General features: G+C 65.7%; 18 protein-coding genes and 2 pseudogenes. 7 read left to right on the forward strand and 13 right to left on the reverse strand.

Going from position 1 to position 26,758, the window contains the following annotated elements:
* Positions 1–67: 67 nt before the first annotated feature.
* The 10 genes from rpoC to hflK all read right to left on the reverse strand — a co-directional run bounded on the left by rpoC (position 68) and on the right by hflK (position 18,668).
* Positions 68–4,324, reverse strand: a complete 4,257-nt coding sequence (rpoC, locus tag SCLO_RS17605) for a DNA-directed RNA polymerase subunit beta' (RefSeq protein ID WP_066514587.1) — start codon at positions 4,322–4,324, stop codon at positions 68–70.
* Between the two features lie 84 nt (positions 4,325–4,408).
* Positions 4,409–8,575 (reverse strand): DNA-directed RNA polymerase subunit beta, encoded by a 4,167-nt coding sequence (rpoB, locus tag SCLO_RS17610; protein WP_066514590.1) that lies wholly within the window; start codon positions 8,573–8,575, stop codon positions 4,409–4,411.
* 313 nt (positions 8,576–8,888) lie between these two features.
* Positions 8,889–10,217, reverse strand: a complete 1,329-nt coding sequence (locus tag SCLO_RS17615; RefSeq protein WP_066514592.1) for a cell wall hydrolase — start codon at positions 10,215–10,217, stop codon at positions 8,889–8,891.
* A 17-nt stretch (positions 10,218–10,234) separates the two neighbouring features.
* Positions 10,235–11,152, reverse strand: a complete 918-nt coding sequence (gene cysK / locus SCLO_RS17620; RefSeq protein ID WP_066514595.1) for a cysteine synthase A — start codon at positions 11,150–11,152, stop codon at positions 10,235–10,237.
* Positions 11,149–12,453 (reverse strand): MFS transporter, encoded by a 1,305-nt coding sequence (locus SCLO_RS17625; RefSeq protein ID WP_066514596.1) that lies wholly within the window; start codon positions 12,451–12,453, stop codon positions 11,149–11,151. Before SCLO_RS17625 ends, cysK begins: the two co-directional genes overlap by 4 nt.
* A gap of 374 nt (positions 12,454–12,827) precedes the next feature.
* Entirely contained in the window at positions 12,828–13,241 is a 414-nt protein-coding gene (locus tag SCLO_RS17630) for a hypothetical protein (RefSeq protein WP_066514597.1), read from the reverse strand.
* Between the two features lie 80 nt (positions 13,242–13,321).
* Positions 13,322–14,950 (reverse strand): helicase HerA-like domain-containing protein, encoded by a 1,629-nt coding sequence (locus SCLO_RS17635; RefSeq protein ID WP_066514598.1) that lies wholly within the window; start codon positions 14,948–14,950, stop codon positions 13,322–13,324.
* Between the two features lie 103 nt (positions 14,951–15,053).
* On the reverse strand, positions 15,054–16,571 hold the full coding sequence (locus SCLO_RS17640; RefSeq protein ID WP_066514599.1) for a Do family serine endopeptidase: 1,518 nt from the start codon (positions 16,569–16,571) through the stop codon (positions 15,054–15,056).
* A 112-nt stretch (positions 16,572–16,683) separates the two neighbouring features.
* Positions 16,684–17,529 carry a protease modulator HflC gene (gene hflC, locus SCLO_RS17645; RefSeq protein ID WP_066514602.1) on the reverse strand — a complete coding sequence of 282 codons (846 nt, stop codon included), beginning with the start codon at positions 17,527–17,529 and terminating at the stop codon, positions 16,684–16,686.
* Positions 17,529–18,668: an FtsH protease activity modulator HflK gene (hflK, locus tag SCLO_RS17650; RefSeq protein WP_174521940.1), complete on the reverse strand. Its 1,140-nt coding sequence runs from the start codon at positions 18,666–18,668 to the stop codon at positions 17,529–17,531. The genes hflC and hflK overlap by 1 nt, the downstream gene beginning before the upstream one ends.
* 140 nt (positions 18,669–18,808) lie before the next feature.
* On the opposite strand from hflK, the gene SCLO_RS17655 reads away from it, so the two are divergent.
* Entirely contained in the window at positions 18,809–19,774 is a 966-nt protein-coding gene (locus tag SCLO_RS17655; RefSeq protein WP_066514606.1) for an Mrp/NBP35 family ATP-binding protein, read from the forward strand.
* An 83-nt stretch (positions 19,775–19,857) separates the two neighbouring features.
* Here SCLO_RS17655 and SCLO_RS17660 read toward each other — a convergent pair whose 3' ends face one another.
* Positions 19,858–20,151, reverse strand: coding sequence for a 4a-hydroxytetrahydrobiopterin dehydratase (locus SCLO_RS17660; protein ID WP_066514608.1), 294 nt, complete (start codon positions 20,149–20,151; stop codon positions 19,858–19,860).
* Between the two features lie 40 nt (positions 20,152–20,191).
* Here SCLO_RS17660 and SCLO_RS17665 point away from each other — a divergent pair, with 40 nt between their 5' ends.
* The 3 genes from SCLO_RS17665 to SCLO_RS17675 are packed head-to-tail and all read left to right on the forward strand — an operon-like array spanning position 20,192 to position 21,845.
* Complete coding sequence (locus tag SCLO_RS17665; RefSeq protein ID WP_066514612.1) at positions 20,192–20,599, forward strand: metallopeptidase family protein; 408 nt, start codon at positions 20,192–20,194, stop codon at positions 20,597–20,599.
* Positions 20,596–21,201 carry a heme ABC exporter ATP-binding protein CcmA gene (gene ccmA / locus SCLO_RS17670; protein WP_066514614.1) on the forward strand — a complete coding sequence of 202 codons (606 nt, stop codon included), beginning with the start codon at positions 20,596–20,598 and terminating at the stop codon, positions 21,199–21,201. Before SCLO_RS17665 ends, ccmA begins: the two co-directional genes overlap by 4 nt.
* Positions 21,198–21,845, forward strand: a complete 648-nt coding sequence (locus tag SCLO_RS17675; protein WP_066514617.1) for a heme exporter protein CcmB — start codon at positions 21,198–21,200, stop codon at positions 21,843–21,845. Before ccmA ends, SCLO_RS17675 begins: the two co-directional genes overlap by 4 nt.
* A 140-nt stretch (positions 21,846–21,985) precedes the next feature.
* Here SCLO_RS17675 and SCLO_RS17680 read toward each other — a convergent pair.
* Positions 21,986–22,279: pseudogene (locus tag SCLO_RS17680) on the reverse strand (transposase); the annotation flags it as partial.
* 278 nt (positions 22,280–22,557) lie between these two features.
* Here SCLO_RS17680 and SCLO_RS17685 point away from each other — a divergent pair.
* A complete protein-coding gene (locus SCLO_RS17685) occupies positions 22,558–23,151 on the forward strand; it encodes a UbiX family flavin prenyltransferase (RefSeq protein ID WP_066514623.1) in 594 nt (197 codons plus the stop codon).
* A 157-nt stretch (positions 23,152–23,308) separates the two neighbouring features.
* On the opposite strand, the pseudogene SCLO_RS17690 reads toward SCLO_RS17685, so the two are convergent.
* Positions 23,309–23,599 (reverse strand): annotated as a pseudogene (locus SCLO_RS17690) (IS5/IS1182 family transposase); the annotation flags it as partial.
* 413 nt (positions 23,600–24,012) lie between these two features.
* Here SCLO_RS17690 and SCLO_RS17700 point away from each other — a divergent pair.
* Together SCLO_RS17700 and SCLO_RS17705 are read left to right on the forward strand one after the other, a co-directional pair.
* The gene (locus tag SCLO_RS17700) at positions 24,013–24,447 is read left to right on the forward strand and encodes a CoA-binding protein (protein ID WP_066514626.1); all 435 of its coding nucleotides are present in this window, start codon (positions 24,013–24,015) and stop codon (positions 24,445–24,447) included.
* 39 nt (positions 24,448–24,486) lie between these two features.
* On the forward strand, positions 24,487–26,757 hold the full coding sequence (locus SCLO_RS17705) for a xanthine dehydrogenase family protein molybdopterin-binding subunit (protein WP_066514628.1): 2,271 nt from the start codon (positions 24,487–24,489) through the stop codon (positions 26,755–26,757).
* Position 26,758: the final 1 nt, after the last annotated feature.

Consider the following 26,758-nt stretch of genomic DNA (forward strand, 5'->3'; position numbering starts at 1 on the left):
TTTCCTGTCTCTTGAAGAGAAAAGGGGAGGGGCGCTCTACTCGGAAAAGCACCCCGCCTTCAATCGATCAGTCCATGTCCTGCGTGGTGAAGTCCTCACCCTGCACGACGGCCAGCGGGTCGTTGCCGATCGCGGCTTCCGGACCCTGCGCCAGTTCGGCGGCATGTTCCTCGGCCGCGGTCTTCGGCGCGATCAGGTCGACCTGGCTCGACGCGCGCAGGGCGGCCCGCATCGCCGCGTCGCGCGACGAGGCGGCGACGCGCATGCGGTTCATGCCCGCGCCCGTGCCCGCCGGGATCAGGCGGCCGACGATGACATTTTCCTTCAGGCCCACCAGCGTGTCCTTCTTGCCCTGAACCGCCGCTTCCGTGAGGACGCGGGTGGTTTCCTGGAAGGACGCCGCCGAGATGAACGAACGCGTCTGCAACGAAGCCTTGGTGATGCCCAGCAGCACCGGCTTGCCCTCGGCAGGCTGGAAGCCCGGCTGGAGCTTGCTGTTGATCTCGTCCATTTCCTCGCGGTCGACCTGCTCGCCCACCAGCAGCGTGGTGTCGCCGGACACGGTGATCTCGACCTTCTGCAGCATCTGACGAACGATCGTCTCGATATGCTTGTCGTTGATCTTCACGCCCTGCAAGCGATAGACTTCCTGGATTTCCGCCACCAGATATTCGGCCAGCGGCTCGATGCCGAGCACTTCCAGAATGTCGTGCGGGTCGGGCGAACCGCCGATCAGGTTGTCGCCGCGCTTCACGAAGTCGCCTTCCTGAACGTCGATCACCTTGCTCTTGGGGATCAGATATTCGACCGGCTCGCCGCCATCCTCGGGATTGATGGCGATCTTGCGCTTCGCCTTGTAATCCTTGAGGAACTGGACGCGGCCCGACACCTTGGCGATGATGGCGTTGTCCTTGGGCTTGCGCGCTTCGAACAGTTCGGCGACGCGCGGCAGACCGCCGGTGATGTCGCGGGTCTTCGCCGCTTCGCGAGAGACACGCGCCAGCACGTCGCCCGCCTGCACCTGAGCGCCATCGTCGACTGACAGCGTCGCGCCCACCGCCAGCATGTAGCGGGCAGCCTCGCCGGATTCATCGTCCAGCAGGGTCAGGCGCGGACGCAGATCCTCCTTCGTGCGGGCGGCGCCACGGAATTCCGTGACCACGCGCTGCGCGATGCCGGTGGCTTCGTCGGTCTGCTCGGTCAGCGTCTTGCCGTCGATCAGGTCCTGATACTTCACGATGCCCGGCTTTTCGGTGATGACCGGCATGGTGAAGGGGTCCCATTCGGCGAAGCGCTCGCCCTTCTTCACGGCGTCGCCATCCGCGAACAGGATGGTCGCGCCGTAAGGCAGGCGGTGCGTTTCGCGCTCGCGGCCTTCGCTGTCGATGATCGCGACTTCGCCGTTGCGGGCGAGGCTCAGGCGGCGGCCGTTCTTGTCGACGATGGTCGGCATGTCGCGCAGCTCGATCGTGCCGTCCGACATGGCTTCCAGGTTCGACGTTTCGTTGAAGTTCGCCGCGCCGCCGATATGGAAGGTCCGCATCGTAAGCTGCGTGCCCGGTTCGCCGATGGACTGCGCCGCGATGACGCCGACCGCTTCGCCGATATTGACCGGCGTACCACGGGCGAGGTCACGGCCGTAGCATTTGCCGCACACGCCCATCTTGCTTTCGCAGATGAGAGGCGAGCGGATCTTGACCGACTGGGTGCCGATGGCCTCGATCTGCGCCACCAGAGCTTCGTCGAGCAGCGTGCCGATCGGAACGATGACCGTGCCGTCCTTGCTGTCGACGATGTCCTGCGCCGTGGTGCGGCCCAGGATGCGCTCGCCCAGCGACGCGATGACCGAGCCGCCCTGCACGATGGCCTTCATCTCCAGCGCCTTTTCGGTGCCGCAATCCTCCTCGACGACCGTGCAGTCCTGCGACACGTCGACCAGACGGCGGGTCAGGTAACCCGAGTTCGCCGTCTTGAGCGCGGTGTCGGCCAGACCCTTGCGGGCGCCGTGGGTGGAGTTGAAATATTCAAGGACGGTCAGGCCTTCCTTGAAGTTCGAGATGATCGGCGTTTCAATGATCTCGCCCGAAGGCTTGGCCATCAGGCCGCGCATCCCCGCAAGCTGTTTCATCTGGGCCTGCGAGCCACGAGCGCCGGAGTGCGCCATCATGTAGATCGAGTTGATCGGCGCCATGCGGCCCGTGTTCGGGTCCTTCGGCTGGGCGCGGATCTCGTCCATCATGGCGTTCGCGACCTGATCGCCGCAGCGCGACCAGGCGTCGATCACCTTGTTGTACTTTTCCTGCTGGGTGATGAGGCCGTCCTGATATTGCTGCTCATAATCGGCCACCAGCGCCTTGGTCTCGTCGACCATCGTCACCTTGCTGTCGGGGATGACCATGTCGTCCTTGCCGAACGAGATGCCCGCCTGGAACGCGTGGCGGAAGCCCAGCGCCATGATGGCGTCGGCGAACAGCACCGTGTCCTTCTGGCCGGTGTGGCGATAGACCTGATCGATGACGTCGCCGATCTCCTTCTTGGTGAGAAGGCGGTTGACGACATCGAAGGGCACCTTGTGCGACTTGGGCAGGCATTCGCCCAGCAGCATGCGGCCCGGCGTCGTCTCGAACCGCTTCATATACTGGTTGCCGGCCTCGTCGGTCTGCGGCACGCGGCTGACGATCTTGGAGTGCAGCGTCACGGCCTTGGCATAGAGCGCCTGATGCACTTCCTGCATGTCGGCCAGCAACATGCCTTCGCCCGGCTCGCCTTCGCGCTCCATGGACAGGTAATAGATACCCAGAACCATGTCCTGCGAGGGGACGATGATCGGCTTGCCGTTCGCGGGGCTGAGGATGTTGTTGGTCGACATCATCAGCACGCGCGCTTCCAGCTGCGCCTCAAGGCTCAGCGGAACGTGCACGGCCATCTGGTCGCCGTCGAAGTCCGCGTTGAACGCCGAGCAGACCAGCGGGTGAAGCTGGATCGCCTTGCCTTCAATGAGGACCGGCTCGAACGCCTGGATGCCCAGGCGGTGGAGCGTCGGCGCGCGGTTCAGCATCACCGGATGCTCGCGGATCACCTCGTCCAGAATGTCCCAGACTTCCTTGCGCTCCTTCTCGACCCACTTCTTCGCCTGCTTGAGGGTCATGGACAGACCCTTGGCGTCGAGGCGGGCGTAGATGAAGGGCTTGAACAGTTCGAGCGCCATCTTCTTGGGCAGGCCGCACTGGTGCAGCTTGAGTTCCGGCCCGGTCACGATGACCGAACGGCCCGAATAGTCGACGCGCTTGCCGAGCAGGTTCTGGCGGAAGCGGCCCTGCTTGCCCTTGAGCATATCGGACAGCGACTTCAGCGGACGCTTGTTCGCACCGGTGATGACGCGGCCGCGGCGGCCATTGTCGAATAGCGCGTCGACGGCTTCCTGCAACATGCGCTTTTCGTTGCGGACGATGATGTCCGGCGCGCGCAGTTCCATCAGCCGCTTCAGGCGGTTGTTGCGGTTGATGACGCGGCGATAGAGGTCATTGAGGTCCGACGTCGCGAAGCGGCCGCCGTCCAGCGGCACCAGCGGGCGCAGTTCCGGCGGGATGACCGGCACCACGTCCAGGATCATCCATTCCGGACGGTTGCCCGATTCCAGGAAGCTCTCCACGACCTTCAGCCGCTTGATGATCTTCTTGGGCTTGAGTTCCGACTTGGTGGTGGCCAGTTCGTCGAGTAGCGCGACCTTCTCGCCCTCAAGGTCGAGGTCCATCAGCATCTGCTTGACCGCTTCCGCGCCGATTCCGGCGGAGAAGGCGTCCTCGCCATATTCGTCCTGCGCGTCGAGCAGTTCGTCTTCGGTCAGAAGCTGGAACTTCTCCAGCGGGGTCAGGCCCGGCTCGGTGACGATGTAGGATTCGAAGTAAAGGACGCGCTCAAGCTGCTTCAACTGCATGTCGAGCAGCAGGCCGATGCGGCTGGGCAGCGACTTCAGGAACCAGATGTGCGCCACGGGCGCTGCCAGTTCGATATGGCCCATCCGCTCGCGGCGGACCTTCGACACCGTGACTTCGACACCGCACTTCTCGCAGACGATGCCCTTATACTTCATGCGCTTATACTTGCCGCACAGGCATTCATAGTCCTTGATCGGACCGAAGATGCGCGCGCAGAACAGGCCGTCGCGTTCGGGCTTGAACGTGCGATAGTTGATGGTTTCCGGCTTCTTGATCTCGCCGAAGGACCAGCTGCGGATGCGCTCCGGGGAGGCCAGGCCGATCTGGATCTGGTCGAAAGTCTCCGCCTTCTGGACGGGGTTCGCGAAGTTCGTCAGTTCATTCATCTTTTCATTCCCTCATGAGGGCAAATGTCGTGGGGCGAAGGGGAAGGGAGCACCGCCTTGCGGAAACAGTGCTCCGAACCTCCCTTATTCCGCCGCCTGCGCGAAGCCGTCGTCGTCCTCGGCGACTTCGTCCATCGCGGCGAGTTCGACGTTGAGGCCCAGCGAGCGCATTTCCTTGACCAGCACGTTGAAGCTTTCGGGGATGCCGGCTTCGAACGTGTCGTCGCCCTTGACGATCGCCTCATAGACCTTGGTGCGGCCCACCACGTCGTCCGACTTCACCGTCAGCATTTCCTGCAAGGTATAGGCGGCGCCATAGGCCTGAAGCGCCCACACCTCCATTTCACCGAAGCGCTGGCCGCCGAACTGCGCCTTGCCGCCCAGCGGCTGCTGGGTGACGAGCGAGTAGGGGCCGATGGAACGGGCGTGGATCTTGTCGTCGACCAGGTGGTGGAGCTTGAGCATGTAGATGATGCCCACCGTCACCTTGCGGTCGAACTTGTCGCCCGTGCGGCCGTCATAGAGGTCGCTCTGGCCGGACGAGTCCAGCCCCGCCAGTTCCAGCATCGCCGAAACGTCGGCTTCCCGCGCACCGTCGAACACCGGCGTCGCCATCGGCACGCCGCGTTCCAGATGCTGCGCCAGATCGACGATCTGGTCGGCGCTGCGCCCTTCGATCTGGTCCGCATATTGCGGGCCATAGGTTTCGAGCAGCCGCGTCTTCACCGCATCGGGCATCTCGCCGCCTTGCGCGTTCGGATTGGCGTCCCGCCATTCCTCCAGCGCGTGCTTGAGCTGCTGGCCAAGGCCACGCGCGGCCCAGCCCAGATGCGTCTCGAAAATCTGCCCGACGTTCATGCGCGACGGCACGCCCAGCGGGTTGAGCACGATGTCGACATGCGTGCCGTCCTCCAGGAACGGCATGTCCTCGATCGGCAGGATGCGGCTGATGACGCCCTTGTTGCCGTGACGGCCCGCCATCTTGTCGCCCGGCTGCAGCTTGCGCTTCACCGCGACGAAGACCTTGACCATCTTGAGCACGCCCGGCGGCAGCTCGTCGCCGCGCTGGAGCTTGTCGACCCGATCCTCGAACTTGTCGACGATGGAGCGGACGGCTTCGTCATATTGCGCCTTGACCGCTTCCAGATCGCTCTGGACCTTGTCGTCCTCGACCGCGAACTTCCACCATTCGTGGCGCTCGACTTCGCTCAGCAGAGCCTCGTCGATGGCCACGCCCTTCTTGATGCCCTTGGGCGCCGCCGCGGCGGTCTGGCCCAGCAGCATCTCGCGCAGGCGGTTGAAGGTCGCGCGGTTGAGGATCGCGCGCTCGTCCTCGCGGTCCTTCGCCAGACGATCGATTTCCTCGCGCTCGATCGCCATGGCGCGCTCGTCCTTGTCGATGCCATGGCGGTTGAACACGCGCACCTCGACGACCGTGCCCGCGACGCCCGGCGGCAGACGCAGCGACGTATCACGCACATCGCTCGCCTTTTCGCCGAAGATCGCGCGAAGCAGCTTTTCTTCCGGCGTCATCGGGCTTTCGCCCTTGGGGGTGATCTTACCGACCAGAATGTCGCCCGGCTCCACCTCGGCGCCGATATAGACGATGCCCGCTTCGTCGAGGTTGCGCAGCGCTTCCTCGCCGACATTGGGAATGTCGCGGGTGATGTCTTCCGGCCCCAGCTTGGTGTCGCGGGCCATGACCTCGAATTCCTCGATATGGATCGAGGTGAAGACGTCATCCTTCACGATGCGTTCGCTGATGAGGATGGAGTCCTCATAGTTGTAGCCGTTCCACGGCATGAACGCGACCAGCGTGTTGCGGCCCAGCGCCAGCTCGCCGAACTCGGTCGAGGGACCGTCGGCGATCACGTCGCCCGCCTCGATCAGGTCGCCCACCTTCACCAGCGGACGCTGGTTGATGCAGGTGTCCTGGTTCGACCGCTGGAACTTCTGGAGCGTGTAGATGTCGACGCCCGACTGTCCGGCGGCGATGTCGCCGGTCACGCGGATGACGATACGGGCCGCATCCACCTGATCGACGATGCCCGCGCGCTTGGCGGCGATGGCAGCGCCCGAATCGCGCGCCACCGTGCCTTCCATGCCGGTGCCCACGAACGGGGCTTCGGCACGCACCAGCGGCACCGCCTGGCGCTGCATGTTGGATCCCATGAGGGCGCGGTTGGCGTCGTCATTTTCCAGGAAGGGGATGAGCGAGGCCGCGACCGACACCAGCTGCTTGGGGCTGACGTCCATCAGCGTGATGTGGTCCTTGGGCGCCATCAGGAATTCGCCCGCTTCCCGCGCGGAGATCAGGTCTTCCGTCAGCGCGCCGCTGGCGTCCACCTCGGCGTTGGCCTGCGCGATGGTGTGCTTGGCCTCTTCCATGGCGGACAGGTAGACGACGTCGTTCGTCACCTTGCCGTCCACGACCTTGCGATAGGGCGTTTCGATGAAGCCATATTTGTTCACGCGGCTGAAGGTGGCCAGCGAGTTGATAAGGCCGATGTTCGGGCCTTCCGGCGTCTCGATCGGGCAGATGCGGCCATAGTGCGTCGGGTGAACGTCGCGCACTTCGAAGCCCGCGCGCTCACGGGTCAGGCCGCCCGGCCCAAGCGCCGACACGCGGCGCTTGTGGGTGACTTCCGACAGCGGGTTGGTCTGGTCCATGAACTGCGAAAGCTGGCTGGAGCCGAAGAACTCACGCACAGCGGCCACGGCGGGCTTCGCGTTGATGAGGTCGTTGGGCATCACGGTCGACACGTCGACGCTCGACATGCGTTCCTTGACCGCGCGCTCCATGCGCAGCAGGCCGACGCGATACTGGTTCTCCAGCAATTCGCCGACCGAACGGACGCGGCGGTTGCCGAGATTGTCGATATCGTCGATCTCGCCCTTGCCGTCCTTCAGGTTCACCAGTTCCTTGACCACGGCGAGGATATCCTCGACCCGCAGCGTCGTCACCGTGTCCTCGGCGTCGAGGTCGAGGCGCATGTTGAGCTTCACGCGGCCCACGGCCGACAGGTCATAGCGTTCCGGGTCGAAGAACAGCCCGGCGAACAGCGCCTCGGCGGTTTCCTTCGTCGGCGGCTCGCCGGGGCGCATGACGCGATAGATGTCGGACAGCGCCTGGTCGCGCTCCTCCGCCTTGTCGGCCTTCAGCGTGTTGCGGATCCACGGACCCGTGGTCACATGGTCGATGTCCAGCAGTTCGAGGCGGTCGATGCCCGCCTTGTCCAGCTTTTCGAGGTTCTCCGGCGACACTTCGTCACCGGCCTCGATATAGATTTCGCCCGTCTTCTCGTTGATGAGGTCATAGGCCGAATAGCGGCCATAGACTTCCTCGGTCGGGATCAGCAGCGTCTCAAGCCCGTCCTTTTCCGCCTTGTTGGCGGCGCGGGGGCTGATCTTGTGACCGGCGGCGAACACGACTTCGCCCGACTTCGCGTCCACGATGTCGAAAGCGGGCTTCTGGCCGCGCCATGCCTCGGCGACATAGGGGATCTGCCAGCCGCCTTCGCCCCGGACGAAAACGACCTTGTTGTAGAAATAGCCGAGGATTTCCTCCGCCGTCAGGCCCAGCGCATAGAGCAGCGCGGTGACCGGCAGCTTGCGCTTGCGGTCGATGCGGACGTTGACGATATCCTTGGCGTCGAACTCGAAGTCCAGCCACGACCCGCGATAGGGGATGACGCGCGCGGCGAAGAGATATTTGCCCGACGAGTGGGTCTTGCCCCGGTCATGGTCGAACAGCACGCCCGGCGAGCGGTGCATCTGCGACACGATGACCCGCTCGGTTCCGTTGACGATGAAGGTGCCGTTCTGCGTCATGAGCGGCATGTCGCCCATATACACGTCCTGCTCCTTGATGTCCAAAACGGAGCGGGTTTCGGTGTCCTGGTCCACCTCGAACACGATCAGGCGCAGCGTAACGCGCATCGGCGCGGCGTAGGTGATGCCGCGCTGACGGCATTCCTCGACGTCGTACTTGGGGTCTTCCAGCTCGTAATGGACGAAGTCCATTTCCGCCGTGCCCGCAAAGTCGCGGATCGGGAAGACGGAGCGCAGCGTCTTTTCGAGGCCGGAGACATAGCCGATCTTGGGATCGGAGCGCAGGAACTGTTCGTAGCTCTCCCTCTGGACCTCGATCAGGTTCGGCATCTGCACCACTTCGTGGATGTCGCCGAACACCTTGCGGATGCGCTTCTTCGCGCCGGTGTTGCTGATGGGGGGAAGAGCTTTGGTCGCCATGCGTATCCTGCCTTTTGTTCGTCGCATTTTTTCGCATCGCAGCGAAAATTCAGCCTGGCGAGGCGAGTTTTCGAGCCGGATTCAACTCGATTCGCCACGCAAAAAAGTGCGGGCCGGGACTGTCCGATCCGCACTGCCAGCGTCTTGTGCACCCGCCAAACTCACCCAATTCCGCCGAAAACCGTGCGCCACGCGATTTCGGACCCCGGTGAGGCCGTGGGCCGATCCTCTCGCCTGACATGGCGGGACGACCGGATTTCCAAAAAGCCATATAGGACCGCCGACCCCGCTTGTGAAGGGGGGCGACTCTCTTTCAGGGATGAACGGTGGGAGCGACCTTCACCGGCGGGGGAGGGGCGATCTTCACCGTCTCGAACCGCTCCTTGCGCCTGACGCCTTCAAGGCCGCCGGCGGCCTCCGCCCTGGCCGGGGCCACCGGCACGCGCTGCACCATGCATTCGGCCGCATTGGCGCGCGGCGACTGCGCGCAGTTCCACCGCGCCCGCTGCAACCCCGTGGCGGCATTGTGGATATAGGCGAAGGTCATGCTTTCCATCTGGTCGCCCGTCAGCGGAAGGGCACTGGGACCAGTCCCCGCGCGCCAGCCCATGATCCGGCATTCCGGTCGCCCGGCGCAGAAAGTCCGCGCCATGGCGGGCCAGCTGTCCGGCGCGCTGTCCCGCGCCATTTCGACCAATATGCTCCTGCCGCCCGGCGCGACCAGCACCACCCTGATACCCGGCATCCCCTTGTCGTCTATCGCCTGCTGCGGTTGCGCGGCGAGTTCCGCCACCGTCCCGCCCGCGAGCTGAAGGGGCGGCGCGCTTGCCAGCTCCTCTCCCGTCCCGCCCCGGTGCGCGGTGGACAGGCGGGCGATCCGGGCGATCAGGGGTTCTCCCGTTTCGCCCGGCTTGCGAAAGGCGGGCGGCGTGCCCCACCATCCCTTCCAACGGAAGAACAGATGCGTGCCCACCGCCGTCACCTTGTCCAGGCTGCCGCTCCAATAGGGCACCACCCAGTCGGTATGATAGTGGGTGGCATAGCCCACCGGCTTGAACACCTGGCCCGCCAGCGCCCGTTTCGCGATCTCCCGCGCCCGTTCCCATGCCGCCGGGCTATAGGTGCGGGCGAGCGCCCCGTCGCAGGTGAAGGTGAACTGGCATCCCGTCGCCCGTTCCTGACCCTGAAAGACGACGCCGCAGACGGTCTTGGGGAAGGCGGGATGCCGCACCCGGTTGAGCACCACCTGCGCGACCGCCCGTTCGCCCACCGCATCGTTGCCCGCCTCATAAAGCTGCGCGGCGGCAAGGCAGTCCGTCGCCCGCGCCAGATCGTCTTGCGATCCTTGAAAGACGAAGGGCCGCGCCGCCGGATTGGGCGCGCGGGAAAAGGGCACGGCGGCATTGAGCGCCCGCGCCTGACCCGCGTCGAGGTCGTAGATTTCCACCGGCTCGACCGGCGGGGGAGGGCTGGGGGGCCGGATCGCCTGGCCCGCAGGCGCGGCGGCGGCCGGGCGCGGGGCCGCCGGAAGCCGTTCCCGCGCTTCCCAGTTCGCGACCGCCACCGGCAGGCCGACGAACAGCATGAACCAGAGGAGCCACATCGCGGGATGCGGCTCCTGGCGATGGAGGTTTTCCGTCATGCCGCTACCGGCTGCTCTTATTCCGGCAGGAAGTCGGGGACGGACAGATAGCGTTCGCCGGTGTCATAGTTGAAGCCCAGAACGCGGCTCCCGGCGGGCAGTTCCTTGATCTTCTGCGCAATCGCCGCCAGCGTCGCGCCGGAGGAGATGCCCACCAGCATCCCTTCCTCGCTCGCCGCGCGGCGGGCATAGTCCTTGGCGTCGGCGGGATCGACCTGGATCACGCCGTCCAGAAGCTGCGTGTGCAGGTTCGCCGGGATGAAGCCCGCGCCGATGCCCTGGATGGAGTGCGGCCCCGGCTGCCCGCCGCTGATGACGGGGGAGAGGGTGGGCTCGACCGCATAGACCTTGAGGTCGGGCCACAGCTTCTTGAGCACCTCGGCCACGCCCGTGATATGCCCGCCGGTGCCCACGCCGGTGACGATGGCGTCGATCGGCGTGTCGGCGAAGTCGTTCGCGATCTCCTGCGCGGTGGTGCGGACATGCACGTCGATATTGGCGGGGTTCTCGAACTGCTGGGGCATCCACGCGCCCGGCGTCTGGTCGATCAGCTCCAGCGCGCGTTCGATGGCGCCCTTCATCCCCTTCTCGCGCGGGGTCAGGTCGAAGCTGGCGCCATAGGCGAGCATCAGCCGCCGCCGCTCGATCGACATGCTTTCGGGCATGACGAGGATCAGCTTGTAGCCCTTGACCGCCGCGACCATGGCCAGGCCGACGCCGGTATTGCCCGACGTGGGCTCGATGATGGTGCCGCCGGGCTTCAGTTCGCCCGACGCCTCCGCCGCCTCGATCATGGCGAGGGCGATGCGGTCCTTGATCGACCCGGCGGGGTTGGCGCGTTCCGACTTGATCCACACCTCCGCGTCGCCGAACAGCTTGTTGACGCGGATATGCGGCGTGTTGCCGATGGTTTCGAGGATATTCGCAGCTTTCATGAGGACTTCTCCTGGCTGATGTCCGCCTCCCTTATGTCGGGTGGGTCGAATGTGCGTGCAAGGCGCAGTTCGGGAAAGAGCCGCGCCCAGGCAAGGGTGATGACGATAGCGCCGATTCCGCCGCCGATCACGGCCGCAATCGGCCCGACCAGCGCGGCGAGGAAACCGGACTCCGCTTCCCCCAGTTCGTTGGAGGCGGAGATGGTGAGTTGCGACAGGCTCGACACGCGGCCGCGCATGGCGTCGGGCGTGTGAAGCTGGATCAGCGATTGCCGGACATAGACCGATATCATGTCCACGCTGCCCAGCCCGATCAGGGCGGCGATCCCCACCTCCATCGCGATGCTGCGCGGCATGAAGGCGGTGCAGCCGAAGAGGATGGTGGCAAGCCCGAACAGGATCACCGATCCCAGCATTTTCAGGCCCACTTCCTTCTTCATCGGCCGGAAGGAGAAGTATAGCGCCGTGATGCCCGCGCCGATACCGGGCGCCGCGGCCAGATGGCCCAGTCCCTTCGATCCCACATGCAGGATGTCGCGCGCATAGATCGGCAGCAGCGCGGTCGCGCCTGCCAGCAGCACCGCGAACAGGTCCAGCGTGATCGTGGCCAGCACCAGCCGGTTGGTGCGGACATAGGCGAAACCGTCGACCATTTGCCGGATCGGATGGCGCGTGGTGTCGCGCGGCGGCTGCGGCACCGGCCCGATCAGCATCATGCACACGAGCGCGACGGCGAACAGCGCCGCCGCCAGCGCATAGGCGCCCCACGGCTCCATCGCATAGGCATAGCCGCCCAGGGCCGGCCCCGCGATCATGCCGGTCTGCCAGACCACGCTGGAAATGGCGATGGCGTTGGGCAGGACTTCGCGCGGCACCAGATTGGGGGCTAGCGCGCTATAGGCCGGGCCGTTGAAGGCGCGCGCGATGCCGACGACGGCGGCGATGCTGAAGATCAGCGGCAGGCTGACCCACCCCTCCCATGTCGCGACCGCCAGCAGCCCGGCGGAAAGCGCCAGCAGCAACAGGGTGATCCGCACGATCATGCGCCGGTCGAAATGATCGGCGACCCATCCGCTCACCGGCGTCAGGAAGAACAGCGGCACGAACTGGGCGAGCCCGATCAACCCCAGTTGCGCCGCCGCGCCCGATGTGCTCATCGTCTCGCGCGCGACATTATAGGCCTGCCATCCCAGCACGATCATCATGCTGTACTGGGCCAGCACCGCCGCGAAACGGCCCGCCAGATACGCACGGAAATCGCGAAAGCGCAGCGGATGCCGGGACGGGGCGGGGGACGTCATGCGCTCTCCTTAGCCGGGCTGCGTTGCAAACGGCAACCATAGCGCGCGCAAAGGCAGGCAGTTATTCTTGCCGCTTCCATGCTCCGGCTATGGCGCCGGCGAAAACCGCCCGCACAGCGCGCCGCCGAGCGGTCCGGCGAGGCGGTTTTGGGTGGATAGCGGACGGTCTGCTTTCCTGACTCCGTTCGCCCTGAGCAAAGTCGAAGGGCACGGCCGACCGTAGGGAGGCCACTTCGCTCCGCTGAGTGGAGGGCTTCGACAAGCTCAGCCCGAACGGGGTGAAGGAACGGCAACAACTGCCCGATTTTGACCCCTTGGCCGAACCCAGCCTCTTCGCCCGGCCCGAACGGAGGAAGGGACGATCCTCCAGGCCGCTATTCCCCGCGCCGCAACAGGATGCCGGTCACCGAACCGTTGCGTACCGAGCAGACGAACGGGACGGAATCGGACGTAGACCCCACCATGCCTTCCACTTCCCAGCCGGTCGACATGGTGCTTGCGCTGGGCGTGCCGAGTATCCGCGCGCCCATGCCCGCTTGCGCGAGTGCCTTTTCCGAACAGGCGTCGCGCGCGGCCCCCGCCGTCGCGATGGAGCCATAGCCGCCGGGCGAGGCATAGGGCTGGCGTTTCGCCTCCCGCTCCGCCTGCCGGTCGGCGGCCACGTCGCTCAGGATCGCGGCGTCCACGGCGCGGTGCAGGTCGCCATGGCTTTGCGCGAAGGCGCCCGGACCGGCCATCAGCCCGACTGTCAAAGCCGTTATCGTGAAAATCCCGCGCCGTGCCGACATGCTGCCGTCCTCCCTGTCTGAACCATTATGATACCGTCATCATCGGCGCGGGGGAAGGGACCATTCGCCGCCATGGGCAGCTATTTGAAGAGTCCCCCCAATATGCCCCGCACCAGCTTGCCCGCGATGCCGCCGGACGATTTGCGGCTCGACCCGCCGAAGACGGCGCGGCCCAGTTCATTGGCGACCTGCCGCCCGACCGAGGAAGCGGCGGAGCGGGTGGCGGACTGTACCGCCTTGTCGAGCGCGGACGGCTTGGCCGCTTCCCGCGCGGCGGCGGCGTCCCGGCGCGCCTGCTCCTTCAACTCCTGCTCGCGCTGCTTCGCCTCGACCTTGGCCTGCGCGGCGGCGGCCTTGTCGGCTTCCGCCTGCGCCTTGGCCGCTTCGGCGGCGGCGGCCGCCGCCTGTCCGCGCGCGGCGAGGATTTCCTGCGCCGATTCCCGATTGACCGCCGTGTCATATTTGCCGGTACAGGGCGAGATGGACTGGATGATCGCCCGTTCCTTGGCATCCACCGGACCCAGCCGAGAGCGGGGCGGGGCGATCAAGGTGCGCTGCACGATGCCGGGCGACCCATCCTCCTGAAGCAGCGAGACCAGCGCCTCGCCCACCTTCAGTTCCGTGATGGCGGTTTCGACGTTTAGGTCGGGATTGATGCGGAAGGTGTCCGCCGCCGCCTTGATCGCCTTCTGGTCGCGCGGCGTGAAGGCGCGCAACGCATGCTGCACCCGGTTGCCAAGCTGTCCCGCCACCGCTTCGGGAATGTCGATGGGGTTCTGCGTCACGAAATAGACGCCCACGCCCTTGGATCGGATCAGGCGCACGACCTGCTCGATCTTGTCCTCCAGGGCGGGGGGCACGTCGTCGAACAGCAGATGCGCCTCGTCGAAGAAGAAGACCAGCACCGGCTTGTCCGGATCGCCCACTTCGGGAAGCGTCTCGAACAGTTCGGACAGCAGCCACAGCAGGAAAGTCGCATAGAGCTTCGGGCTCTGCATCAGCCTGTCGGCGGCCAGGATGTTGATATAGCCCCGGCCCTTGTCGTCCACCTTCAGGAAGTCGTGGATGTCGAGCGCAGGCTCGCCGAAGAAATGCGCGCCGCCCTGGCTTTCCAGCTGGAGCAATTGCCGCTGGATCGCCCCCACGCTGGCCTTGGTGACATTGCCGTAGCGGGCCGACAGGCTGTCCGCATTCTCCGCGCAATAGGCGAGCATGGATTGCAGGTCGCCCAGATCGAGCAGCAGCAGCCCTTCCTCATCGGCATATTTGAAGGCGATGGACAGCACGCCTTCCTGCGTGTCGTTGAGGCCCATCAGGCGGGAAAGCAGCAGCGGCCCCATCTCGCTGACGGTGGTGCGGATCGGATGGCCCTGCTCGCCATAGAGATCCCAGAAGATCGCCGGATTGTCGGCATAGCTGTAATTTTCGAGGCCGATTTCCCTGGCCCGCTCGACCAGCTTGTCCGCATTCTTCGCGGTGGGCGATCCGGCCATGGAGATGCCCGACAGGTCGCCCTTCACGTCGGAAAGGAACACCGGCACGCCCAGCGCCGAAAAGCTTTCCGCTATGCCCTGCAACGTCACCGTCTTGCCCGTGCCGGTCGCCCCGGCGATCAGGCCGTGGCGGTTGGCCCGCCGCAGATTCAGATATTGGGGCAAGCCGCCGTCCTTTTCCGGCGCGCCCAATCCGATGAAAATGCCGTCGCTCATTGCCCCATGCTCCTACAAAAGCATTGGGCCGCGCTTATCGGTCAGTCCGCAACAGACCTCCCGATAAGCGCGGCCCATCATGATCCGCTTATCCTATCCCGCCTTATTTGTCGCGCAACCGCACCGGCAGGAAGATCGGCGGCTGTCCGCGCCGCAATACCTGCAACAGGATCGCGGCCCGGCCCTGCGACGATACCTGCTTCACCGCCGCGTCCAGTTCGGCCTGGCTGGCGACCGGGCGGTTATTGGCGCTGATGATGACATCCCCGCGGCGCAGGCCCTTCGCGCCCGCATCGGTGGAGGCGTCGACCGCCGTGATGGCGATGCCGCGCGTATCGGCCGGAATGCCAAGCTGGCGGATGATGCCGGGGGTCAGCGGGATGGCGGAGATGCCGAGCGACTTCTGCGCCGCCTGTCCGTTGTCGGGCTGGCTGTTCTGCTGGCCCAGTTCGTCATCGTCCTGCGGCGCGAAGCTGTTGAGCTGGTCCTCGGGTGGCCGCTCACCGACGATGGCGGTCACATTCTGCCGCTGGCCGTTGCGGATGATGACGATCGGCACGCGCGCGCCGATGGCCTGGTTGGCGACGATGGATGACAGATTCTGGTCCGGCGTCACTTCCTGGCCCGCCACGCTGACGATCACGTCGCCCGCCTTGATCCCGGCCTTGTCGGCGCCCTTGCCCGGTTCCACGCCCTGCACGAACTCGCCGCGATTCTTGGCGAGACCGAGCGAATCGGCCATGTCCTCGCCCAGCGGCGTGATCTGGATGCCCAGATAGCCGCGCTTGACCGACTGCCCCTTGCGCAGCGTGTCGACGATGGGGGCTGCCTGTTCCGACGGAATGGCGAAGCCGATGCCGACATTGCCGCCCGAAGGCGACAGGATCTGGCTGTTGATGCCGATCACATTGCCGTTCATGTCGAACATGGGACCGCCGCTATTGCCCTGGTTGATCGACGCGTCGGTCTGGATGAACTTGTCGTAGGTGCCGCCAGTCCCGCGATGCAGGGCGGAGATGATGCCCGCCGTCACCGTGCCCGAAAGGGCGAAGGGGTTGCCGATCGCCACCACCCAGTCGCCCACGCGGGCGCGGGTGCTGTCGCCGAACTTGACGAAGGGCAGCGCCTTTTTGGCGTCGATCTTCAGCACCGCGATGTCGGTCGCGGGATCGCGGCCCACCAGCTTCGCGGAATATTCCTCCCGGTTGGTGAGCGTCACCGTGATCGAATCGACGCTCGCGCCTTCCGCGCCCGCCGACACCACATGGTTGTTGGTGACGATATAGCCGTCGGGCGAGATGATGAAGCCCGAACCCAGCGACTGCGCCTGCCGCGTTTGCGGCTGGCCGCCGCCGCCGCCCTGCCCGAAACCGAACAGGTCGCCGAAGGGCGTGCCGGCGAAGGGGTTCTGCACCTGCACCCGCTGCTTGGTCGAGATGTTGACCACGGCGGGTTGCAGTTTTTCCACCATGTCGGCGAGGCTGGCGGGCGCGCCCGCCGGGGCGGCGGCCTGCATCCCTTCATTCTGCGCGGTCTGCGCGCCGACATTGGAGCTTGAGGTGACGGCGATGGCGGTGCCGCCAAGCAGCAGGGCGCCGGTAATGGCATAAGCGTAACGCACTCGTGACGGTCCTCTCATGATCTTCGAGAATGGAAGGGCGGGACTCTTGGGGAATCCTCGATGCGCCGCCCCGCCTTAACCCATATTGAATGGCACTGGTTCCGTAATGACCTCATCGACCCTGGAATTGCCGCAGGAATTCGTTGTCTCGTGACAGGATCATGTTGGTCTGCCCCTGCCGATCCGTCGCGAAGGTATAGCGGTAGGACTGCATCGCCCGATAGAAATCGTAGAACTGCGGGTCCTTGCCGAAGCTTTCGGCATAGATGCGCGCCGCATTCGCGTCGGCTTCGGCGCGGATGATCTGCGCCTGCTTGGCGCCCTGCGCGCGGATAGTGAGCGCTTCCTGCTCGCGCGCGGTGCGCATCCGGGTAAAGGCGCTTTCCAGCGGCGTGCCGTCGGGCAGGTCGGCGCGCTTGATGCGGACATCGACGATCTCCGCGCCATATTGCCGCGCCACGCGGTCCAGCCCCGCCTCGATATTCTGCATCACCTGGCCGCGCTCGGGACTGAGCAGCGCCGCGAAGGGCCGCTTGCCCAGTTCGTTGCGCAGCGCCGATCCCAGGATCGGGCGCAGCGCGTCGGACACGCGCTCCTCGCTCCCCGCCGCGATATACATGCGCAGCGGATCGACGATGCGGTAACGGGCGAAGGCGTCCACCTGCAAGCGGAGCTGGTCGGTCGACAGCACCTGCTGCCGCTCCATCTCGACGGACAGGACGCGCTTGTCGATCCACACGATCTGGTCGATGAACGGCCAGCGCAGGATGATGCCCGCCCCGGTCTTGCCGAAGCTTTCGTTGGGCCGGAAACGGTTGATGATCGCCTTGGGATCGCCGAAGCGGACGACGACGCCCTGCTTGGTTTCCGGCACGATGGCGACGGTGCTGCCGATTAGCAGCAGCGCCGCGATGACGATCAGCGCGATGGCGATGGGGTGGCGTTGGAACGCGGGCATCAGCGGTTCCCCTCGGCCTGCGTCGTGTCGCCCTGCGTCGGCGCGGCGGCCTGCGCCCGTTTCTTCAGTTCCGGCAAAGGCAGATAGGGGGTGACGTTGCCGCCCTCCACGATCGTCTTGTCGACGTTGGACAGAACGCCCTCCATGGTTTCATAATACATGCGTCGGCGGGTCACTTCGGGCGAGAGCCGGTATTGCTCGTACACCTTGTCGAAGGCCGCGGCCTCGCCCTGCGCCTTGGCCGTCACCTGCTGCGCGGCCGCGCGCGCTTCGTTGAGATAGGTCTGCGCGGTCTGCTGCGCGGCGGACACGGCCTTGAACGCGTCGTTGACGGCGGTCGGCGGATCGGCCTGCTTGATCGCGACGCCCTGCACCCGGATGCCGGACTTATAGCCGTCCAGTATCTCCTGCATCCGCAGTTCGACCTGCTGCTCGATCTCCGTGCGCCCCGCGCCCAGCGCATCGTCCAGGCTGACGCTGGCGACCACCGAACGCATCGCGCTTTCGGCGACTTCGCGGACGGACGTGTCGGGATCGGCCAGCTGGAACAGATAGAGTTCCGGATTGCGGATGTTCCAGCGCACCGAATAGGCGAGGTCGATGATGTTCTGGTCGCCCGTCAGCACCAGATTCTCGCTTTCCGCGCTCGCCGATCCGATGTCGATGGTGCGGATTTCCTCGACATCGACGGTCTTCACGCTTTCGAACGGCGCGGGCAGCGTCAGGCTGATGCCCGGCGACAGCGTACGGCTATATTTGCCCAGCAGCGTGACGACGCCGCGCTCCTGCGGGCCGACGCGATGGAAGCAGGTCAGCGCCAGCCACAGCAGGATCAGGATGCCGATGGCAAGCGGCCAGAGCGCCTTGCCGTTGGGCCGCTGCGGCAGGTTGCCGAAGCCGCCGCCCCCGCCGCCGCCAAAGCTCTCTCGGCTGCGGCGCAGCAATTCCTCGATCGCGGAGGGGCCTTTCTGCCCTCCCGATCTGCCCGGCTGCGTCCAGGGATTGCGCGGGCCGCCATCGCCCCCGTCGCCGCCCTTGCCCGGTCCGTCCTTGCCATCCGGCCCGTCGCTTTTCCCGCCCCATGGCCCCTGAGCCATGCCGCTCGCGATGCCGGGCATCCACCCGAAAATTCTCTTCATGCCCACTCTATAGGAAGGCTTAGCGACGAAAAACAGTGCCCTTTGTCGGTTATATTGTTTGAAAGCGTTTCCGGCGAAATCGAAGCCGCCGGGCAAAAGGGCCTTTCCGCCCCCCGTCCAAAGGTTCTAGGACGGCGGCCATGACCGATCTCGACAGCTTCGCCGCCCGGCTCCGGGCCCTGACCGATGGACGCGCCAGCGCGCCGCGCGTCAAGGACGGCGTCATGACCCTCGTTCTGGAAGTAGGCGGCCTGACCGCCGACCGGCGCGACGCCGTTTCCGCCGCCATCCGCGAAGGCGCGCTGACCGTGGAGGGGGTGAACGACGTGCGCATCGCCCTGACATCCGAACGCAAGGGGCGCAGGATCATTGCCGTCGCCTCGGGCAAGGGAGGGGTAGGCAAATCCACGCTCTCGGCCAATCTGGCGGTGGCGTTGAAGCGCCTCGGCCATCGCATCGGGCTGGTCGACGCGGACATATACGGCCCTTCGCAGGCGCGCCTGATGGCGAGCGAGGACCAGAAGCCGCAGGCCCGCGACAAGCATCTGATCCCCGTGCAGGGTCCGCTGGGCATCCCGATGCTCTCCATGGCGCATCTGGTGGAGCCGGGCCGCGCGCTGGCATGGCGCGGGCCGATGGTCAGCAATGCGCTGGGGCAGCTCATCGACGCCGATTGGGGCGATGTGGACACATTGATCGTCGACATGCCGCCGGGCACCGGCGACATCCAGCTTTCGATGATCCAGAAGCACAAGCCCGCGGGCGTGGTGATCGTCTCCACGCCGCAGGACCTGGCGCTGATCGACGCGACCCGCGCGGTCAATCTGTTCGAGCAGGCGCATGTGCCCCTGATCGGCCTTGTCGAGAATATGGCGGGCTATGCCTGCCCCCATTGCGGCGAGGTTTCCGATCCCTTCGGCGCGGGCGGCGCGGAAGCGGCGGCGAAGGAGATGGGCATGGCCTTCCTCGGCCGCATCCCCCTCGCCATCGACATCCGCCGCCGCTCCGACGCGGGCGACCCCCCGGCGGCGGGCGACGACGCCTTCGGGCAGTCGTTCCGCGCCATTGCGCAGAAGGTGGCGGAGGGGATCGCCGCGAAGGGTTGATGGCGGTTGGGGGTGGCTTATGTGCCCTCCAGCCGAAACCCGCTATTACATGACTCCGAACCGTAACAACCCCGGCCGTACTGTCACCCCTCCAGCAAAGCGTCGATCGCCGCCGCCATGTCGGTGTCGCGGCGGGACAGGCCGCCTGCGTCATGGGTGGTGAGCGTGATGTCGACGCGATTATAGACGTTCGACCATTCGGGATGATGATCCGCCTTGTCCGCCAGCAGGGCGACGCGGGTCATGAAACCGAAGGCTTCGTTGAAATCGGCGAAGGCGAAGCGGCGCCGGATGCCGTCCGGATCGCTGACCGGCGTCCATCGGGGGAGCGCCTCCAGCGCCCGTGCCCGCTCTTCGCCATCGAGTTTACCAACCATTTGACTATCCTCGCAATCTGCTTTCGCTTATGTCGCAGCCATGTCCGACACCCGTCAACCGCCGCGTTTCGCGCCGTCGAAGGAAGAGATCGAAACGCTGGCGCTCGAAGCCCTGAGCCGCCTGCCCGATCCCTTCGCCGCGCATCTGTCCCATGTCGTGCTGTTCGTCGAGGATTTCGCCGACGAACAGCTGCTCAAGGAGATGGAGATCGACGACCCCTTTGGCCTCACCGGCCTTTATAGCGGACGGCCCGTCGGCCATGAAGCGCAGACCGGGGACGCGCCGCCCACCGTCCACCTGTTCCGCCGTCCGCTGCTGGACGAATGGGTGGAAACGGGCGTGGCGCTGGATGCGCTCATCACCCATGTCGTCGTGCATGAGATCGGCCATCATTTCGGCCTGTCCGACCTCGACATGCATGTGCTGGAGGACATGGTCGCGCCATGAGGGACGCGGCGCTGCGCCTGTCGGACGTGGCCTGCCTGCGCGGCGGGCGGATGCTGTTCCGTGGCGTATCGCTCGATCTGGCAGCAGGGGGGAGCGCGCTTCTCACTGGTCCCAACGGCATCGGCAAATCGAGTTTGCTGCGGATTTGCGCGGGGCTGCTGCCCGCCCTTGCCGGAACGGTCGAGCGGCGCGGCGGCCTGGCGCTGGCCGATGAGCGGCTGGCGCTGGACATGGAGCGGCCCTTGCGCAAGGCGCTGGGCTTCTGGGCGCGGCTGGACGAGGTGGACGGCGGAGCGGTGGAAGGCGCGCTGGAGGCGATGGCGCTGCGGCCGCTCGCCGACTTGCCGGTGCGGATGCTGTCCACCGGGCAGCGCAAGCGGGCGATGCTGGCGCGCGTGATCGCGTCGGGCGCGGCGGTGTGGCTGCTGGACGAGCCGGGCAACGGGCTGGACGATGCCTCGCTCGGCCTTCTGGGCGCGGCGGTGGCCCGGCATCTGGAGACGGGCGGCATCGTGCTGGCGGCGTCGCACCAGTCCCTGCCGCTGGCCGATGATGTGCGGATCGACCTGCGCGCCCACGCGGCGGAGGCGGAGAGCGCATGAGGACCCTATGGCTGCTCGCCCGCCGCGACCTGGGGCAGGCATGGCGTTCGGCGGGGCTGTGGCTGCCGGTTGCCTTCCTGCTGCTGGTGGCGAGCCTCTATCCCTTTGCCGTGGGGCCTGACGCGGCGCTGCTGCGGCGGACCGGCGGCGGCATGTTGTGGATCGCGGCGCTGCTTGCCAGCCTGTTGCCGGTCGACCGGCTGGTGACGCCGGACAGGGAGGCGGGCGTGCTGGACCAGATCGCATTGCGCGGCATTGGCGAGGAGATGATCGTGCTGGCGCGGCTGGTCGCGCATTGGCTGGGATTCGGGCCGCCGCTGATGATCGCGACGCTGCCCGCCGCCGCGCTGCTGAAACTGGATGGGGTGACGGTGCTGTTGCTGGAGGCGGGGCTGCTGATCGGGACGCCCGCGCTGGCGGCGCTGGGGCTGCTGGTGGCGACGCTGACCGCCGGGCTGCGGTCGAGTGGGGCGCTGGCGGGGCTGCTGGCCCTGCCGCTGGCGGTGCCGCTGCTGATCTTCGGCGCGGGGACGCTGGGGGACGGGAGCGGCGCGGCGCTCAAATTCCTGGGCGCGGCCTCCCTGATGCTGGTGGCGATCACGCCCTTTGCGGGGGGCGCGGCGATCCGGGCGGGGCGGGAATAGCGGCTTCGTTCGGGATGGCGGTTTTGGGTGAGGAGCGGACATAAGCCGCTCCCTTCAGGGGGGAGGAAGAAAGAATGTCTGAAAATGGTCTAAATCCGTCATCCCACCCAAATCTCCGCTAGCTTGTAGTGACGATTTATTCATTTGATCCATAGCCTGCTGCTGGCGAGCTTGTCGTAACGGGTTGTGACATGGCGCCATTGCTTGAGCTTGGCGAGAGAGCCTTCGACGCCCCATCGCTGCTTGTAGGCGATGCGATCATGGCGATGATGATATTTGCGATGGCGGCGGGGCAGGATAACCGGCCCGCCACCTTGCTCGTGGATGAGGTGATGTGAGCTGTCGGCGTCATAGGCGCGATCGGCAAGAAGCTTGCCCGCCGGGATGCCGCGGATCAGGTTGCAGGCAGGCGCCATGTCGTGCTGCTGGCCGGGAGTCGAATCACATGCGTCAAGGGAGGTCGCGTCGGGTAATTGTTGCAACGGAAGAGAAGAGCATCATCTCCCTTGTCTGCACGGCATGATCTGCCCCCTTCCGAGTGGTCCAAAACTGATGATATTTTGGATTACGAAAGGGATTATGAATGCCGGCCAAGAAGTATTGCCCGGAAGAGCTTATCGGCAAGCTGCGTGAAGCGCTATTATGGCCTATATCGAGGAAGCAGAATGACGATCATACACGGTGAAGAGCATCTAATCGGGGTTATACGCCAATGAGCCTTCCCATCATCATTGGGATCAGCGGTGCCTCGGGGGCTGTCTATGCCGTTCGCCTGCTGGAGGTTCTCGCTGAACTGGGGCGGGAGACGTTTCTGGTCGTCAGCAAGGCCGGCCAGCGGACAATCGAGGAAGAATTGGGCATGGATATCAAGGAAATCCGTGACCGGGCCACGCGCTGGTTCCCGATCGCGGATATCGGCGCATCCATTGCCAGTGGCTCGGTGCGCACCGCTGGCATGATCGTCGCCCCCTGTTCCATTCGGACCGCTGCCGAAATCGCGACCGGCAATACCTCAACCTTGCTCACCCGAGCGGCCGATGTCGTGCTCAAGGAGCGGAGGCGCCTGGTGCTGATGGTGCGGGAAACGCCGTTGCATACCGGTCATTTGCGAACATTGACCCAGCTTTCGGAAATGAACGCGATCATCGCGCCGCCTGTCCCCGCATTTTACGCGAAGCCTGCCTCGCTGGATGATGTCGTCGACCATGGCGTTGGCCGCATTCTCGATTTGTTCGACATCGATAGCGGTAAGGTCCGGCGGTGGAAAGAGGGGGACGGCGGGAACGAGGTATCGCCGCCGGCATGATTGGGGTCAGCGTAACGGTCTCCCGGTTCGGTATGCCCCGTTTCTGAAGCATGTCGGCCGACTGCGGCGGACCAACGACGGAGGCGGTGGCACCTGTTTGCGGTGACACCGCATTTAGGTTCAGGCTTCATTGATGAGAGCCGGAAGATGACGGTAGGGAGAGAGCGATGGCTGGGAAGAAGGCCATGGGGCACCTTTCGTAGCGCGTAGCGACCCACGGCCAGTCCTTGATCCTTCCGAACATGATCTTGATGTGGTTGCGTCGTTTGTAGCGGCGATTGTCGTATTTGACGGTCTTGTTCGGGGATTTCCATGCCTCCTTTGGTGCGTCCGATCAGTCGCCCAAGGTCCGCTTTTTTACCCGCAGGCTCGAGGCCGTGCGGTGCGCTTTCAAATAGGTCGCATCCATCATGACGGTCTTTGGATCGGATACCGCGCAAGCCGCGCCATCTGCTCGTCCCTCGGCCAGAACAAATCACTCATCCTTCAAAGGCCCCCAAGAGGACTTCAATCACGCTATCTCCACGAAATCAATGGGCCCTGACCCTGGTCATCTGGAACTGAAGTAAGCTGCATTGCATATGTTTTTTGCGATGGCAGGAGGCATGGCTGGTCGTCGGCGGACGTTTTGGCATTGAGTGTCGCTGATCAACGGCGGAACTCGCCGATATCGCCGCCTGCAACGAGAAACCCAAGCCCTGCAAATGGGTCAAACCCGCCGATGATATCCTCGCAGCTGTCAAACGATTCTGTCGGAAAATAATGAGCCGAACTGCGGATCCAAGTAATTAGAACCATCGGAACGTCTTGTCTTCCGCCGCGTCTCTCCCATCTGGGGGACAGCAACCAAGGAGGCCGCTTATGCCGCTGACCGCGCCGCAGGACATCGCCGATCTGCTCAACGAAACCCGCACCATCGCGCTGGTGGGCATTTCCGACCGTCCCGACCGCCCCAGCTATGGCGTCATGAAGGCGCTTCAGGACCATGGCTATCGCGTCCTGCCCGTGAACCCGCAGATCCCGGGCGAGCATGTGCATGGCGAGTTCGTCTGGGACCGGCTGTCCGACATCGGCGTGCCCATCGACATGGTGGACATCTTCCGCCGCAGCGATGCGGTGGGCGAGGTGGTGGACGACGCCATCGCCGCCGGGGCGAAGGCGATCTGGATGCAGATCGGCGTCGTCAACGATGAAGCGGCCGCGCGGGCGGAAGCCGCCGGCCTCAAGGTCGTGATGGACCGCTGCCCGGCGATCGAAATCCCGCGCCTCGGCCTGGCCCCCATCGCCTCCGAATAAGGCTATGCAGCGCCTGTGCCGCTCTCTATCAGTCGGGATATGGGGCGCACACCGCTAAGGCAGAAAGGCAGGGGCAGGCAGGGGATCGACCGCCGCACCCTGCTCGTCGGCGGAGGGGCCGGGGCGGGCCTGCTGCTCGCATGGGCGGTCTGGCCGCGCAGCTACAAGCCCAATCTCAACGCCGCGCCGGGCGAAACGGTCTTCAACGCCTTCCTCAAGATCGACCGGGCCGGGCAGGTGATCGTCATCGTGCCGCAACTGGAGATGGGGCAGGGGGTGACGACCCTGCTGCCGCAGATACTGGCGGACGAACTGGGCGCGGACTGGCGCACCGTCGCCGTGCAGGGCGCGCCGGAAAGCCCGCTTTACGCGAACACGCTGCTGGCCCGCGACTGGCTGGCGAGCGACTGGACCCGCCTGGGCGGAGGCGCGGGCGACTGGGCGCTCGATCAATATGCGACGCGCAGGGCGCTGATGCTGACGGGCGGAGGAACGTCCGTGTCGATGTTTCACGACGCCTATCGCGATGCGGGCGCGGCCGCGCGCGTCCTGCTGTGCAAGGCGGCGGGCCAGCGCTGGAACGTGCCGTGGGAAAGCTGCGACATCCAGGAGGGCCTGATCTCCGACGGAGGGCAGCGCACGCTCCGCCTGGGCGATGTGGTCGAGCAAGCGGCCGCCTTCGACCTCCCCGAAATCCTGCCCTTGCGGCAGGGGATGGAAGGACGGCTCGCGGGGCAGGACCTGCCCCGGCTCGACACGCCCTCCAAGCTCGACGGCAGCCATAATTTCGCCGCCGACATCCGCCTGCCCGACATGGTCTTCGCGTCGATCCGCCAAGGCCCGATCGGCGATGCGCGGCTGGAAAGCCTGAACGAGGCCGCCGCGAAAAGCGTCACCGGCTTCCTCAGGCTGGTCCGCACGGAAAGATGGGTCGCGGCCGTCGGAACGAACTGGTGGGCGGCGAACAAGGCGCTCGACCTCGCCGATCCCGTCTTCATGCTGGATGGCCCGCAGGTCGGCGACGAAAGCATCGACGCCGCGCTGGAAAAGGCTTTCGACGGCTCCCATGGCCGCCGTCTCCATGCGCGGGGCGATCTTCTGCCCGTGTTCGAAGGCGCGACGATCCTGGCCAGCGAATATCGGGTGGACGCCGGATTGCATCTCGCGCTGGAGCCGATGTGCGCCACGGCCCGCGTGACGGACGCCGGGGCAGAGGTCTGGCTCGCCACGCAGGCCCCCGGACTGGCCCGCACCGCCATCGCCGGCGCGCTGGGCATCGGCCGGGCCTCGGTGACGGTTTACCCCCTCCACGCGGGCGGCTCCTTCGGACGCAGGATGGATGTCGACGCGGGCGTGCAGGCCGCCCTCGTCGCGCGCGACATGGGTCGGCCCGTGCAGCTCCTCTGGTCCCGGCTGGAGGATGTCATACAGGACCGCCCCGGCGCGCCCGCCCACGCCCGGATGGCGGGCAAGCTCGGCCGCAGCGGCGCGATAGAAGGCTGGCTGGCCAAGGTCGCCGCGCCCTGTGCCATGGGCCAGACCTGGGCCCGCATCGCGGACGGCGCCCTTCCCCACGAAGCGGCGGCGCGCACGGCGGACAAGGCATCCAGGCTTGCCGTGGCGGGCATGGAACTGCCCTATGCCGTCGCCAACTGGGCCGTCGACCATTACCCGTCGGATGTCGGCCTGCCCGTGGGTTTCACCCGGAGCAACGCCCATCTCCACAGCGCCTTCTTCACCGAAAGCTTCATGGACGAACTCGCCCATCTGGCGCGGATGGAGGCCATGTCCTTCCGCATCCAGATGCTGGGCGGCAATCCGCGCCTCGCCCATTGCCTGTCCACCGCCGCCGCCATGGGCGGATGGCAGGGCGGCATAGCGGGCAGCGGGCAGGGCATCGCCGCGCACCGCATCGGCGATGCCTTCGGCGCGGTGCTGGTGGAGGCGGGGATCGCCGGCGGCAGGCTGACCGTCGGCCGGATGGTCGCGGCGGTCGATTGCGGCGACCAGGTCAATCCCGACATCGCCCGGCAGCAGGTGGAAAGCGGCCTGGTCTACGGCCTCGCCTATGCCATGGGCGCGTCGGTCCCCTATGACAAGGCGATGCCCGCCCGCGCCATGTTGGGCCGCATGAACCTGCCCCGGCTGGCCGACATAGGGGAAGTCACGGTGGAACTCATCCGCTCGACCGCGCCGCCCGCCGGCGCGACGGAAATCGCCGCGCCGCTGGTGGCGCCCGCTATCGCCAACGCCCTGTTCACCGTCACCGGCCAGCGTTTTCGCAGCCTGCCGCTTCTTTCCCAGGATTGAT

It is taken from the genome of Sphingobium cloacae (assembly GCF_002355855.1).
GTDB classification, from domain to species: Bacteria; Pseudomonadota; Alphaproteobacteria; order Sphingomonadales; family Sphingomonadaceae; genus Sphingobium; species Sphingobium cloacae.